Source organism: Actinoplanes sp. CA-252034 (genome assembly GCF_050956125.1).
Taxonomy (GTDB): Bacteria; Actinomycetota; Actinomycetes; order Mycobacteriales; family Micromonosporaceae; genus Actinoplanes.
In genome coordinates, this window is sequence record NZ_CP191846.1 from 10,678,558 (window position 1) to 10,692,805 (window position 14,248).

At 66.5% G+C, this 14,248-nt stretch carries 13 protein-coding genes and 1 tRNA gene; 3 read left to right on the top strand and 11 right to left on the bottom strand.

Translation table 11 applies throughout. From position 1 onward, the window contains the following. Positions 1-31 precede the first annotated feature (31 nt). A complete protein-coding gene (locus ACQPZW_RS48355) occupies positions 32-994 on the bottom strand; it encodes an NAD(P)H-quinone oxidoreductase (RefSeq protein WP_433792687.1) in 963 nt (320 codons plus the stop codon). A 66-nt stretch (positions 995-1,060) separates the two neighbouring features. Between ACQPZW_RS48355 and ACQPZW_RS48360 the strand changes: the two genes are divergently transcribed. Continuing rightward, positions 1,061-1,145, top strand: a tRNA-Ser gene (locus ACQPZW_RS48360). A gap of 1,961 nt (positions 1,146-3,106) precedes the next feature. Here the strand turns inward: ACQPZW_RS48360 and ACQPZW_RS48365 are convergent. From ACQPZW_RS48365 to ACQPZW_RS48405, 9 genes are all read right to left on the bottom strand, one after another. Beyond that, complete coding sequence (locus ACQPZW_RS48365) at positions 3,107-4,504, bottom strand: tyrosine-type recombinase/integrase (RefSeq protein WP_433792688.1); 1,398 nt, start codon at positions 4,502-4,504, stop codon at positions 3,107-3,109. After that, entirely contained in the window at positions 4,501-4,689 is a 189-nt protein-coding gene (locus ACQPZW_RS48370) for a helix-turn-helix transcriptional regulator (protein ID WP_433792689.1), read from the bottom strand. The genes ACQPZW_RS48365 and ACQPZW_RS48370 overlap by 4 nt, the downstream gene beginning before the upstream one ends. A gap of 303 nt (positions 4,690-4,992) precedes the next feature. Further along, positions 4,993-6,945 carry a DUF3987 domain-containing protein gene (locus tag ACQPZW_RS48375; protein ID WP_433797869.1) on the bottom strand — a complete coding sequence of 651 codons (1,953 nt, stop codon included), beginning with the start codon at positions 6,943-6,945 and terminating at the stop codon, positions 4,993-4,995. A 28-nt stretch (positions 6,946-6,973) separates the two neighbouring features. Then, complete coding sequence (locus ACQPZW_RS48380) at positions 6,974-7,309, bottom strand: hypothetical protein (protein WP_433792690.1); 336 nt, start codon at positions 7,307-7,309, stop codon at positions 6,974-6,976. A 32-nt stretch (positions 7,310-7,341) separates the two neighbouring features. After that, complete coding sequence (locus tag ACQPZW_RS48385) at positions 7,342-7,758, bottom strand: hypothetical protein (RefSeq protein WP_433792691.1); 417 nt, start codon at positions 7,756-7,758, stop codon at positions 7,342-7,344. A gap of 190 nt (positions 7,759-7,948) precedes the next feature. Beyond that, a complete protein-coding gene (locus tag ACQPZW_RS48390) occupies positions 7,949-10,231 on the bottom strand; it encodes an FtsK/SpoIIIE domain-containing protein (RefSeq protein ID WP_433792692.1) in 2,283 nt (760 codons plus the stop codon). A gap of 95 nt (positions 10,232-10,326) precedes the next feature. Then, positions 10,327-10,617, bottom strand: a complete 291-nt coding sequence (locus ACQPZW_RS48395) for a hypothetical protein (protein WP_433792693.1) — start codon at positions 10,615-10,617, stop codon at positions 10,327-10,329. Positions 10,618-10,642: 25 nt separating this feature from the next. After that, the gene (locus ACQPZW_RS48400; RefSeq protein WP_433792694.1) at positions 10,643-11,389 is read right to left on the bottom strand and encodes a DUF2637 domain-containing protein; all 747 of its coding nucleotides are present in this window, start codon (positions 11,387-11,389) and stop codon (positions 10,643-10,645) included. Continuing rightward, positions 11,389-11,634: a DUF6284 family protein gene (locus ACQPZW_RS48405; RefSeq protein ID WP_433792695.1), complete on the bottom strand. Its 246-nt coding sequence runs from the start codon at positions 11,632-11,634 to the stop codon at positions 11,389-11,391. Before ACQPZW_RS48405 ends, ACQPZW_RS48400 begins: the two co-directional genes overlap by 1 nt. Before the next feature lie 352 nt (positions 11,635-11,986). Between ACQPZW_RS48405 and ACQPZW_RS48410 the strand changes: the two genes are divergently transcribed. Together ACQPZW_RS48410 and ACQPZW_RS48415 are read left to right on the top strand one after the other, a co-directional pair. Further along, positions 11,987-12,790 carry a GntR family transcriptional regulator gene (locus tag ACQPZW_RS48410; protein WP_433792696.1) on the top strand — a complete coding sequence of 268 codons (804 nt, stop codon included), beginning with the start codon at positions 11,987-11,989 and terminating at the stop codon, positions 12,788-12,790. A 34-nt stretch (positions 12,791-12,824) separates the two neighbouring features. After that, the gene (locus tag ACQPZW_RS48415) at positions 12,825-13,643 is read left to right on the top strand and encodes a glycosyltransferase family 2 protein (protein WP_433792697.1); all 819 of its coding nucleotides are present in this window, start codon (positions 12,825-12,827) and stop codon (positions 13,641-13,643) included. 236 nt (positions 13,644-13,879) lie between these two features. Here ACQPZW_RS48415 and ACQPZW_RS48420 read toward each other — a convergent pair whose 3' ends face one another. Further along, entirely contained in the window at positions 13,880-14,155 is a 276-nt protein-coding gene (locus ACQPZW_RS48420) for a hypothetical protein (protein WP_433792698.1), read from the bottom strand. Positions 14,156-14,248: the final 93 nt, after the last annotated feature.

Genomic DNA, 14,248 nt, shown 5'->3' on the forward strand with positions numbered 1-14,248 from the left:
GTCGTGGCGCCCCCGAACGGGTGATGTCCCGTCAGCGCTGTAGCAGAATCTTGCCGAAGTGGTCGCTCGACTCCAGCAACTCGTGTGCCGCCGCAGCCTCCGCCAACGGGAAGGCCCGGTGCACGATCGGCTTCACCAGACCGGCCGCCACCAACGGCCACACCTGGTCACGGACACCGGCGACGATCCGCGCCTTGTCCGTCGCCGGCCGGGCCCGCAACGACGTCGCCGAGAGCCGGCCCCGCTTCGCCATCAGCGCGCCGAAATCCAGCTCTGCGGTGCGGCCGCCCTGCATGCCGATCACGGTGATCCGGCCGTCCGGGGCGAGCGCCTCGATGTTGCGGGCCAGATACTTGGCTCCCATGATGTCCAGGACGACGTCGGCGCCTCTTCCGTCGGTGTGGTTCAGCACCTCCCGTACGAAATCGGCGTTCTGGTAGTCGATCGTAAGATCGGCGCCGAGCGCGCGCAGCCGCTCGTGTTTGCTCGCCCGCGCGGTGACCAGCACCTTCGCTCCCAGGGCCGCACCCAGCTGCACCGCGAATGTGCCGATCCCGCTGCCGCCGCCGTGCACCAGCAGCGTCTCGCCCGGCCGCAGCCGATCGCGGTCCACCACGTTGGACCACACCGTGCACGCCACCTCCGGCAGCGTCGCGGCCTCGACCAGCGACAGCCCCGCCGGCACCGGCAGTAGTTGCCCAGCGGGCACCGCCACCCGCTCGGCGTAGCCCCCGCCGGAGAGCAGAGCGCACACCCGCTCGCCGACGTGATGCCCGGTGACGCCGGGCCCGACCGCGCTGATCACCCCCGAGCACTCCAGCCCCGGATAGGCGCTGGCGCCCGGTGGCGGCGGGTAGAAGCCCTGCCGCTGCAGAACATCCGCCCGGTTGACCGCCGACGCCGTGACGTCGACGACGACCTCGCCCTCGGCCGCCTCCGGCTCCGGAACCTCGGCCCAGACCAACTGCTTGTCCTCGATCACGATCGCGTGCATACGCCCGACTCTGCCCCACCGGTACGACACGATCCAAGCGCGGATGGCAGACTGGAGTGCGCTACGGGAGGACTCGCCTAGTGGCCGATGGCGCCGGTCTTGAAAACCGGTAAGGGGAAACTCTTCGTGGGTTCGAATCCCACGTCCTCCGCTGGATCATGACCAGCAAGAACCCCCGCCGACCTGCACGAATGCAGGACAGCGGGGGTTCTCTGTGTGAGACGCTGAGTCTCACTCGATCTCACTCCGGACCGCTCGGTCTCAGTCGCTGCGACCATAGTGCGACCACGAGGCCGAAGGCAGCCGTCATGCAGGCTGGCGGGTACCTCCTGTCTAGAACCGATTCGATGCGACGCATGGCCGTCCGGCACAGCGACCGTAGGGCGCTTGAAGCGACTCCTACAGAAACCCTGTCGTCATGCTCGTCGGCGGGCTCTTGTTGTTCATGCTCAGATGGAGAGCATTGGAGTCGAAGCCACGATGAGTAGCCATACCCTGTCCGCGGCGGCCGTTCGCACGGCTAGGACCTGCAGGAACTCCGGGCATCGGCGGATCACAATCAAGCATGGGGTGTCACGGCAACCGATCGACCGATTTGACCGTGCGATCCGTCGAAGTCTGGTGATCATGTCGGTCGATCAATGAAGGTGCCCTCAGTACACCTTCACGTGCCTTGACGATCCACAGTGGGGGCCAAGAAGATAGGTACATGCGATCACCTGAGCCTCCGGAATCAACGCATACCCGCTCACCTAAGCACTGGCTGACTGCCGGCGCCGCAGGTGCCGCCATCGCAGTAGCGGTCTTGGGCGCGGCCGCGGCCGCATGGGCAGGCGGGGACGTACCCTCACCCGCGAGCAGTGAGGAAGCCTCCCACCAGAGTCCCGCACCACAAGGGTCCGCACCGATGGCGCGTTCGGTCGACCGCGATTCCGTTGACCCCAAGATCGCCCAACAGCTTGACCTGTCGCCTGAAGAGCTGCAGCGCCTAACCCAAAAGGCACTTGAAGAGGAAACAGCTAGGCGCGCCGCCCCTCCAGGCAGCTAGGAAATTGCCGCCGTAATCCGAACAGAGGGCGTCGGAATCGGCGGCGGGGTTAAGCACTGTCTTGCCGACGTCGAGAGTAGACGGTTTGTTGCCCGTTGTAGCCTTGCGTCGGCACGCCAGTCCATCGATAATGATCATATGGGAACTCGTAAACGCCTTCGGGGGGCGTTCGCGTCCGTCACATTGAGCACTGTGGCAGTTGTCACGGTTAGTGGCATAAGCGCCCCCTCGATGGCCAATCCGTCACCGTCGCCCCTCGTTTCAACCGGACCAGCTCCGGTGCCGACTGCGATGGTAAACGTAGCCACTGACGTCGACTCCGGAGCTAACTCAAACCCCAACGCGCGCGACCTGACACCTGACGAGGTCGCCGCCCTGAAGAAAAGCGCCTTGGCGTCACCGCCATCCGCAGCCGATCTAGCCCGCGTGGCCGAACTACAGCGTGGTGTCGCTGCAGCAAGATCCTCGGCGCCGAATGCCGCAGCAGCACCTGGGCCTTATTCGCCAGTCTGCAGAGTCACTTACGAAACCCCAAGCCGGGCTACATTCCAAGGCGTAGATACATGGCGGCTGATCAATGGTACTGCATTGTTCGGAACCGTCGAAGGAACAAACATTCAGAATCATTGCGCGATCGGCAAGTCGTTCCTCATTCAGCAGGCAGACGGCAACCTGGTTCTCTACGATGAGAACTACCGGGCACGATGGTCCACTAATATGTATGGCTACCCGGGGGGATTTAGTAGGATCATTGATGGCTCCATCTACAGTTACGATGGGAACGGAAGATTCATCCGCTGGATCGAACCGCGCGGCCTGAGTACATACAATCTGCACGTCCAGGCCGATGGCAATCTGGTCATGTACGCACCCGTGTGGAGAGCCACCTGGGCAACTTACACCAATCACTAGTAGCTAGCGCCAAGCGCTTAATAGCCATTGAGGTACGTAGCGGGAGTCTCATTCATCTCGCTCTAGAGCAAGATAAATGAGACTCCACTGTTCACTGCCCGCTTTGTGGCGATAGTGGGCAACCATGGCGCAGCACGAATTCCCGGACAGCTTCACGCCGTTGGCCAGTCCTCCCTGTTCAGCGCCTCTTCGATGCGTCGGCGGGCCGCTTCGTCTTGGCCCTCGATGCACTTCGCGTACACCTTCAACAAGACGTGCACACTGTGTCCTGCCCACTCGGCGACCTGGGTAGCGGGTACGCCCTCGTTGAGCCAGAACGAGACTGCCGCGTGTCGGAGGTCATACGGCCGTTTCGCCAACGGCGTCTTCTGCTGCGCCGGTGACAGCGCGATGCGTCGCGCGGCCCGCCACACCCGCGAGTAGGTCTCTTTCGACACCGGGCCATGGCCGTACCCCTGGGTGACAAAGATACGGCCGTCCGGGGCGTGTCCGTAGGCGGCGATGTGCCAGCGCAGCGCACGAACCAGCGGCGGGGGCGCGGGCACCGGGCGGACGGCGGTTTTCGCCCGGTGCTTCAGCTCTCGGTCCTCCCGAATCGCCTCGCTGTCGTCACCCCATCCGTGCCCGACGTGCTGAGTCGAACCGGACAAGCGCAGCATGCCCCATCCTTCCTCGGGTAGCTCGCAGTCCTCGATGCGGAGATGTAGCGCTTCCGCCGGCCGAAGCGCCGCGTAGTAGAGCAGAGCGAAGAACGCCACCAGGCGCGGATGCCGATCCGCCACCACGGCGATCAGGCGCAGTGCCTGCCCTGGGTTGACCACCGAACGGCGGTCCACCTCATCATCGGTCTTCGGCGTGATCCACTGGACGTTGTCCATCGGGTGCACCTGCAGTAGGCGCAACTCGACGGCGTACCGAAGCGCTCCGTAGAAGACGGCCCGTTTTCGAGCGATGGTGTTTGCCGCAGCCTGCTTTCCGTCCAGCAGAAGCGACAGCACGTCGAGAGCCTTGCGGACCACGGCAGCGTCCTGCATGTCGTTCAGGCTGATCGTGTTGGCGGTGAGCCACCGGACCACGGGGGCAAGGTCGTCCGGCGGCGGCCCGGCATCCCGTCTCGTCTTGTTGAAGGAGTAGGCGTACAGGGCTCGACGGATCTCCTTGTCCGGGGGCGCACCTCGCTCTGTTCGGAGCAAGGCAAGCGTGACGTTCGCCAGCGCCTCAGCGATGCTCATGCGCTGTTTCGCTGCCGCACGAGGCCACTTCATATCGACGAACGCGACCGCGTGGTCATACCACGATCGGGAGTTGAGTTCGCGCGCCATCGGCTCTGGCAGACCGCTGATCTCGTCGAAACCCACACCTTCACGCTGATTGCTCATCAGCTTGGCGCGAAAACTCTCCGCGTGCGCCTTCGTCTGGAACCGGTCGCCGAAGACCTTGCCGGCCACCGTCCATCGAACGCGGTACGTGCTCCGAGGCTTGCCCGTCTTGCGATCCGATCCCTTGTGTTCCTGGATATTCCAGACCCTCACGTCAAAGCTGATCTTCATGCTGCTTGCGGTTCCTCTCGGGCAGACAGCCAGGACTCGAACTCGGTGCGGCGGATGCGGATCTGGCGGTTGGGCATCTTGTAGTGGCGTGGTGCCTGACCGATGGCCTTCCAGCGGAAGAACGTCGACCGGGGAACCGCCATCTGAGCGAGGAACTCGTCGAGGGTCAGAAAGTCGCTGGCCACGGGTTCCGGCCTCCCTGGCTAGGTGTTGAGCAGACCGCTCAGCGACCCATGTGGACGCTCAGCGGCAAGGGGTGTATCGGAGTGAAGCATCAGAAAGACGTCGATAACCGTCTTAGAGCCACGCTGGGCCGAGATCTCCGCGCTGGGGGCATTGAGGGATGCGCCAGCGTCGCTGTGCGGCTCTCTCGGCCCGGTGTCGACCCGTCGGCGGTGCGGGTCGGACTCGCGTGCCAGAACTGCCACAACTGCCAGAACCTCTCGGCGGTGGGGGTTGTGGCGGTTGTGGCAGTTTTGGCAGAGGGGTTACGAGGCCCGGCGCACGGTGAGCGGGTGCACGGTCGCTACCGGTTGGTGGACTTCGGGGTTGACCAGGAAGCTCGGCGACGGCGGCCGGCCACCGGCCCGTTTCGGTGCGGGTGGGTCGAGGTGCCGGAGGTAGCCGTGGGCTTCCAGCACGGACAGTGGAGCGTCGAAGTCACCAGCCGCGGGGAGTTGCGACGACTTGAGCGCGCGGAACACCTCGCGTTTGGTGAACGCGCGGGTGTCGGTGCGCTCGATCCACGCCAGGATCGTTCGGGCGTTACGGGTGGCGACGTCGGCGCCCATGTCGTCGAACGCGCCCAGGGCGTGAGCGGCGTAGTACTCGCCGATCTGGGCGGCCCGCTTGATGGTGTCGACGTCGACCGGCTTGCCCCACCCGTCGCGCAGATGCTCGGCAAGGTGGATCAGTCCAGCGATCCGAACCACGGCACCGGTGTACTTCGACCCCCAATCGACGATGTGCGACCACGCACCACCGGGCGCCAGACGCGGTTCCACCTGCCGCTCGATGTCGAGGACGGCTTCGTTGGCGTCGGGGGTGAGGACCAGGACGGCCGGATCGGTCCATTCGGCGAGGGTGAGGACCAGGGCCTGAAGGTTGGCGTGGTAGGCGGCGGCGATCTGGGTGGGGATCGGGTCGGCCCCGATCTTGCGGAACCCGACGGTGTTCTCCGGGACGGCGAACAGGATCCGGGCCAGCAGGCCGAGTCCTCGGAATCCGGGCATGCCCGCGATGTCGCGCAGGATCTCCGGCTGTACCGCGAGTCCCATCGTCAACGCGGGTTTGTCGACGTGGCCACCGTCGCGGGAGAGCCGGTCGACGCGCATCATGTCTCCGGCGTGTCCTTTGAGGAACACCTCCAGGTTGGGGGTGCCGGAGTACCGGCCCGCGATGGTGGCGAAGATCCCGCCTTCCGGGGAGAGGACGGCCAACCGGCCGCCTTGCTCGGCAAGGATCGATTGGGCCGTCTCGCTGGTGACGTCGTCGGCAACCAACTGAGGCTTCACTGGAACCTTGATCGCTTCGGCGTTCATCGCTGCGGCTGTGGCTTCGGCGATCAGGGTGTCCCGGCCGGACACATCGGCGTTCGCGGCGGCGAGAGATGCCTTCTCGGCCGCCTTACCCGCGACCTTGGCCAACAGCTCCGCCTCGATGATCGCGGGTGCGACCCGCTCGATCAGCGCCTTCTCGGCGACCAGGATCGGGGCGACCATGGCGGCGAACACCGCGCTCTTACGGGACCCCGGCGGGAGCACCACGACCGTGAACAGGTTCGTCGGCTCACGCCAGGACCCGCGTACCTCGATCTCGGCCCGGCCGCCGGCCGCCGTCGACAGACACGCGAGCGCGATGCTTCCGGCAGCGTCGATCGGGGTTTGGGTGAACTCGGCGACCGCGAGCGCCTGCTCTGCCACCCAACCGGGCAGCAGCTCGGCGGGGAACGCGGGCAGGTGACGGCCCTTGCCGAGCGGGATCAGCGGTGACCATCCGCCCGGCGCGTCCGCGTTGTCGAGCAGGGCGCGGCCGGTCGCCACCAGGTCGGCCGTGTCGACGCCGGACGCGGCAAGCTGGGTGAGCTGCGCGCCGAGATCGGCGACCTTCCGCCGTTTCGCCAGGTCGACGACGATGCCCGCGTAGTGAGCGGCGTTGGCGACCGTCGGGACTTCAGCGATCAGGGTGTGCAGGTAGGGCACCCCGCCCACCTTGCCGAGCGAACCTGTCTCGGCAAGGTGGGCAGCGACGGTGAGGGTGTCGGTGGGGGTACCGGCCGCATGCATACCGCCCATGACTTCCCACAACAGCCCATGTGCAGGGCGGACGAAGTCGGCGGGGTTAAGGGTGACGGCAAGGTCTGCCATCAGGTTCGGAGCCAGCAGGGCGGCTCCGATGACGGCTTGCTCGGCCGCCAGGTCGTACCCGGGTTGGGTCACCAGTCGACTCCTCTCGAAAAGGGCGGGGTGGTTAGGCGGAGCGGCCGAGCTGGCGCTGATCGCGGCCGGTGAGCCGGGCCAGGCGCGGGGGGACCTCAGCCAGCAGGGCGCGCATCAGGGTCAGGGCGGTAGCAAGCTGCCAGCAGGCGACTTTCTCGGTGTGGTGCAGTGGGATCCGGGCGCGGATCTCGACGTACTCGACGTCACCGGCGCGGACACGGGTGAGCCAGGCACGTCCGCCGATCTCGCGGGCGGTCAGGTCGGCCGACCGGTGCTCGGCCACGCCGCACCGGTGATCGCGGGTGCACCAGTCGGTGTGGTCGGTGGTTAGGCGGGTGAGGCGGGCCATGGTGCGGGTGGTGTTCATCGGGTGTCTGCCCCTTCCTTGGGTGTGCGGGGTCAGTGCCGGTCGGTGTCGGCGTACGTGTTGGGGGTCAGTGGCGGTGCCGGGCGGGCGGCGGGTGCGGCCGGGGCGGTGTAGGTGGCGCGGCGGTAGGCGTTCATCACGGCGCGTCCCCAGCGGATCCGGACGCCTTTGCCCCGGCACGGTCGGCAGGTGCGGGTGCGGCGCTTGCGGTGGTGGCCGGTGCCCTTGCATCGCAAGCACGGAGTGAAAGCGGTGCGGGAGCACTGTCCGGCGTAGACCATCGCCCCGATCGCGACGATCGCGAGGCCCCTCCAGGGGTAGCCGAACAGCCCGGCGAGGCTACCGAAAGTGATCAAAACGAGGCCGGGTGTGGTGCGGACCGCGAGCCACAGCAGGGCGGTGAGCAGGGTGAACATCGTCCATAGCGGGTTGCGGGTGGGGGTGGTCACCAGGGCCTCCGGGGCGTTTTTCGGGTGTGCGGCACCTACCGGCCGCGAGGGTGCGAGTCGGCTGGTGGGGGTGTGGTTCGGGCGCGATGGTGGGGGGTAGCGGAGCCGCGATGCATCGCGGTCCTACCCGCGATGCATCGCGGGGCCGTGCCGGGGCTGGACGGGCCGGAGCCCCGGCATGGCGGGAGCGTCAGCCACCCTGCCGGTTGTCACGTTCCGTGATGGCGGTTTCCAGGTGGTTGAGCCGGATGCCCCTGCGGGTCTTCTCGATTCCGGCGTCCACTGGGGCATCGGCGGGGCGTAGCTGGTGGACGTCGACGGTCGGGGACTTCCAGCCCGGTGCCTCGCCCTTCAGCGCCGCGATCAGCGCGGCTTGGGACTTCCACCGGCCGGGGTGGCGGGTCTCCACCCGGTGGAAGATCACATCACCGTGCAGGGCGATCTCGTCGCCGATGAACACCGCCCGCACGTCGTCGAGCGCGGAGTGCGCCGGGGCGGTGTCGGCCTGCTCGACGATTCCGGCCGCCGCACCGGTCAGCGTTCCGGCCTTGGTGCGTCCGGCCAGTGCCGTGGCGACGATCCGCTTGACGTCCGGGAGTACGAACGTGGTCCGCACCCGCACGGGTTCGCCGCCCTCGGAACCGATGTACCAGCACGAACCCCGGTCGTCGGCAGCGGTGCCGGCCGCACCCCGACGGAACGCAGTCGCGTCGACGCCGCGCTTGTAGGCGCCGGTGCCGAGGATCATGTCGTTACCGGGCTGGCCGTTCTGGTGGAACGCCACCCGCACGATCGGCAGGGAGCTGATCGAGGTCGGGATGGAGTCGGTGTCGGTGCGCTGCGACGCGAGCTCGACATGGATGCCGCACGCGCGGCCGATCTTCATCAGGTCGGTGAGCAGGGCGGCGATGTCCTTGCCGTGGATCGGGTCGCCGAGTCCTTCGTGGATCTCGTCGATGATGACCAGGATCCACGGCATGTTGTGCTTGCTGGACCGGGCGAGCCGGTCAGTCAGCGCGGCGGCATTGTTGTCCAGCATCTCCGAACCGATCTTCTTCAGATCGGTGAGCACCTGACGACGGCGGATGATCTCCCGCTTCAGCGCGGTGAGGAACCCGACCAGCATCCGGGCGGTCTCGGTCGGGTCGGCGTCCGCGCCGTAGGCGAAACACACCGGCTCCAGCTCGGCGTAGTCGCCCATGCCCTTGAAGTCGAACACCGCCAACTGCGCGCCGTCGACGTCAGCGGCGGCCAGACACGCCAGCCCGATCAGGTAGGCGGTCTTGCCCGATCCGGGGGTGCCGGTGGTGATGCCGTTCGCACCGGGCAGCGGCCACCGCACCGGCCGATTCCGCGGGTCGTAGCCGATCGTGCACGGCGCACCCACGTTGACCGGCTTACCCAGGTACGCGAATCGCTTCGGTTTGGTCTGGCCGGGGTCGATGTCCAGCACCAGGATCTCCACATGCCCCGGCACACCAGTCGGGGCCTGTGACAGGTGCACCATCGCCGGGGGCCGCTTCAACGCACCCGCGATGACAACCGACTTGGCCATCACCATCTGCGTGGTCACACCCGGAATCGGGTGCGTCTCGGCGATCTTCCCGCCCGCACTGTCGTCCCGGAAGATCACATCCACCGGAGAGTGCCCGGCCTTCACCACGTCCCGGAACTGGCCGATGCCGGTAGCCAGCAGCGCGCCGGTGACGCTGTCGTGAGTGACCGGCGGATACGGCGACGGCTCCCGAAACTGCGGCAGGAACGGCACGCTGCGTGCCCGTCCGTACCAGACCAGCCAGCAACCCAGCCCGACCCACGCCGTCATGGTCGCGTGGCCGAGGTTGCTGCGGATCATGTCGCCCCGGCCCAGCCAGAGCAGCAGCACGACCAGGGCGATCAGAGCGGCGAGCGGCAGGATCGTGCGGGAGCGGACCACCCGGCGGCGGTCCTTGACCTCCCGATGCCGCTCCGCACGCGCCTTCAACCACGCGTCCACGTCGGCCCGGCCGTCAACCGCCCCGGCGGCCTGGTCGGCGACGGCCAGGGCCTGACGGTCGTCGACGTAGTTGAAGAAGTCGTTGACCGACCGGCCGATGCCACGGAACCACCAGCCCGAAGCACGCACGGACCACGCGCCGAGCACGACGAACGTGTTCCACAGGTAGCGCCACTTGTAGGTCCACAGCCGGCGGGCCTTGTGCCGCCAGCCCACCGCCCATGCCCACTGCTTCAACTCCGGCGGCGCATCGGTGACCTGAGCGGTCACGATCTCGCCTTCCAACACCTCCCGGTCGGGAACATCGGTCGGACCGGTCGGCGCGGCCGGGTCATCGGGCACGGCGGGCAGGCCGGCGGCCGGGTTGTCCCGGCGTTGCCGGGCGGCGGTCAAGTCGACCACCTCAGCGCCGGTCAGTTCCTGCTCGGCGGCGGTCCAGTCGAAATTCTCGTCAGGGGTCGGATTCTGCGAGACCATCAGGTTCTCTCCTGCGGGTTCGAAACGGACGTGCGGGAAGGGGACCGGCGGCACGGCGCTTGCTTGCAGGCTTGGGGCCGTGCCGCCGGGCGGAATCAGAACGGACGACAGGTGTGATCGCGCTGGGTGCCGTGACAGCCGCACGACAGGTAGCCACCCACGTCCGTGATCGGCTCATCGACCATGACGCCGCCGGTGGTGGCGGCGGTCAGGTCGTACAGGAACCCGAACAACGCTTCCTGAAGCGCCACCAGGTCGGGGCCGCTTTCCGGCCGGGGGTAGCCGTGCCGCTCCAGCACCTTCACCGCGTCAGAGAGCAGGCCGTAGGTGAAACGCGGGTCATCGGCCGGGGCAGAAATCGGGTAGAGACGGTCGGTGGTGGTCATGACGTGCTCCGTTCGGTGAGCAGGGTCAGGCGGCAGCGAGAGCGGGTGTTTCCGCAGTAACCGGGCCGGTTGGTGACGCGTCCGTGACGCGGACTGCGCGGAGGTGACGCCGGGCGGTCGAGACGGATACATCGGCCTTCGCGGCGATCTCGGCGACGGTCGCGCCGGGCATCTTGGCGGCCACCTTGGCGACCTTCTCGGCCGACACCGGGCGCGGCGTGACCCGCTTCTTGGCAGGCTTGGTGACCGCCGGGATCGGGTCGGGGGTGACCAGTGCGGCAGGCTCCACCACCGGCGTCGATGCGGCCATCGGCACGGCCTCCGTCACGGTCTCGACGACCGCCGGCGCGGAGTGAACGCGGCCGCCGGTAGCCAGCAGCGCGGCGGTCGCCATGACCATCAGACCGTCCACCGCGAGCGGACCGAACATCGTCGTCAGCCGATCCTCGCCGTAGAAGGCGAGCAGGCCGGACAGGTGCCGGTACGACACGAACGCAGCCACCAGCGCGACCGGCAGCAGACCAGCGAACCGGGCCACGATCCAGCGCCACCCGTCCGGCCACGCGACGCGGGCCAGCATCTCGGTGACGACGAACAGGGCGATCGGCCAGAAGATCGCACCGGCCACCGCGCCGACCTGAGGCGACCAGTCAGCAGCGGCACCGGTCGGCGGGACGTACGAGTGAGCCACGTTGGCGGCTATCGACACCGTGCCACCGAGGATCGCACCGACGTACGCCCACCCACGGCCGGAGACGGACAGCTTGCGCATCACGCCACCACCCGAAGGGCGGCGGGGCGCGCGGCCAGCTCGGCGGCAACGCGGGTCACGCGAGCCTCAGCCCGACACAACCGACGCCAGTCCAACGGCGACGGACCACCGTGATCGGCAGCGTTGATGATCGTGATCTCGGCGTCCAGGACATCCAGTTCAGCAGCGATCAACGGCCACTCGGCATCGATCGCGTCAAGCTCGGCCGCGGTAGGGCCGTCGAGGTTCAGGTAGTGCTTGCTCACAGCAAAGTCCTTCCGGAGGGGAGAGCCAACACGGGTGCCATCACCCGTGTTGAGCTGCAAAGGGGGAGAGTTGAAGTGCACGGGCCTCAGCCGTGCTGGCGACCTTTTCGGCGCATCGTCTGCGCTACGGGGAGGTGCGGCCCACTGCATGAAGTTTTCAGAGAACAGCTCACGGCCGGCCTTCCTGTGGACACAGGCGAACCCAACCCGATTGGCTCGGTACTTCGGTACCGAAGTCCCGAAGTGCTGCCAGACTATGGGTATGACCCGTTGAAGCGCAAGCACTTCGGTACCGAAGTAGCGAACACGCTGGTAAACTGCGGTTATGACTGCCGATCGGACCCTCGGAACCGTGGCGATCCATGACCAGATCGCCGACGATCTACGGGCACGAATCGACTCCGGCGAGTACCCGGCCGGAGCTTCGTTGCCGTCCGTCCGTGAGCTTCAAGCCAAGTGGAAGTGCTCGGACGGGCCGGTACGGGATGCCCTTGCGATCCTTCGAGGCGAGGGACGCATCACCGTCAGCCGGGGTGCTCCGGCCCGTGTCCGGATCCCTCCCGAGCGCAAAGACCTGCTCATCTCGATCACCCCAGAGGCAGCACAAACCCAGAAGGATCTAGCGCTCCGCTCCGAGGCCGAACGCGCCGAGACCGGGGCGGTTGAACTCTCCCTCGGGGTACCGATCGATCAGACGTCATTCACGGCCGAGTACTCCCGGGTGCCGGCCGACGACGACCTAGCCCGAACGTTCGGGATCGAACCGCGAACCGAACTGCTCCGGCGCACCTACCGCACGGCAGACAAGCAAACCGGGCGACTCATCCTCTCCAGCGTGTCCCACATCCCGGTGCCACTCATCGAGAGCAACCCTGCCCTTCTCGACGAGAAAAACGAGCCATGGCCGGGTGGCCACTGGCACCAGCTCCACACCGTCGGCATCGAGATCGATCGGCTGGAGAACTCGATCGTTGCGATGCAACCGACGACACGGCAACGCCAGGATTGGGGCATGGACCAGGGCGTTCCGCTCCTGTGTCTGCGTAGCCTCTCGATCGACATCACCGGCCGAGTGGTCGAAGTTGCTGACTCCACCTACCCCGGCGACCGGACGGCCATCCGCTACACACACCAACTCGCCCGATGGACTGCCTAGCAGCCTTCACCTTCCAACCCCAGAAAGGCATGCCGTGCCCACGGTAACGATCATTACGGCGGCGTACGCGCCGAGCGCTGCATATCTCGCGGAAACCATTGCCAGCGTTCGGGCACAGGAGGTTCCGGAAGGCTGGGAGCTGGAATGGATCGTCCAGGAGGACGGCAAGGATCCCTCGCTCGGTCACCACTTTGCCGACGTCTCGTGTGCCCGATATAAGGCCAACGGTGTCCAACTCGGGATCGCGGCTACCCGCAACCTCGGTCTAGCCCGCGCAACCGGTGACCTCGTCCAGGTCCTGGACTCCGACGACGTCCTCTTGCCGGGTGCGTTGATGGCATTGATCCCCCGGTTCCAGGAACATGAGATCCACTGGGCGGTTGGTCAAGCCGATGACCTCATGCCAGACGGAACGCGGGTCGAGTGGGAATCGGCCCTGCCGTACGGGATCGTTCCGGCCGGATCGGTCAACCGGTGGGCCGAGGACCACGGGGGCAACTGGCCGACCCACTGCGCCGGCCTCATGCTGCGCGCAGTCGCCCTACGTGCTATCGGCGGTTGGGTCGGCCTACCCGGCGACGAAGACATCGCCATGTTCGCAGCACTGTCCGAGATCACCGAGGGGTACAACCTCGACGGTGTCACGTGGCTCTACCGCCAGCACCCAAACCAGGTGACACGCTCATCAGCAACACGGCACCTAAGCGAGAACTCTCGACGTCTTGCCCTTCAGCGGGTCAAGGCAGTCAAAGCCGCGGGCCTGCAGTTCCAGAGCAAGCACCAATTCGACCTGGATCACGACCTGCACAACGTGACTGTCGGACCGGCCGTCAAGGAACCCAAATCCATCTGATTCCAGAAACGGCGAAGCTCTCCATCACCGGCGATGGAGAGCTTCCTTGCTTCACGAATCTTTGAACGGTCGAGCCTTCTCACATCGCGAGGTGCGGATCCAGGAATTCGATCTGTGCACCCACCCGAAACAGCTTGTCATGATTCTCTCGCCACAACGACAAGTTGCATTGCGCCGGTTCTCGGACGCGTATCGAAGCGGGGGAATCGCAGTTTGCAACTGTATCTTGCCGATCATCAACGTCTCCGACCTTGAGCCCAACCCACGATGCGCTCGAAAAGGTCGGCCGGCTGACCCAGATAGCCGAGATGTTCTCGCGCTTCCTGGTAGGTCGACATCAGGAACAGGGTCAGCAACGAGGGGAAGGATCGGTACTCCTCGGACAGCGCCACCTTGGCAGAAGCGCACGGCCATGGAGCGCCACACACACGACAGTCCCAGCTCGGACGCATCGCCATGTGTTCCGGCTCTTGGACGGTTTCCGGCTGGACTGGCACGGGTTCGGCCGTCATGCTCTGGCTTCGCTTACCGTCGACATGCCGTGTTCGGGGCATTCAAGGCTTCGCCCGCAATTCTCGCACCAAAGCTTGACCCTAGCAGCCATC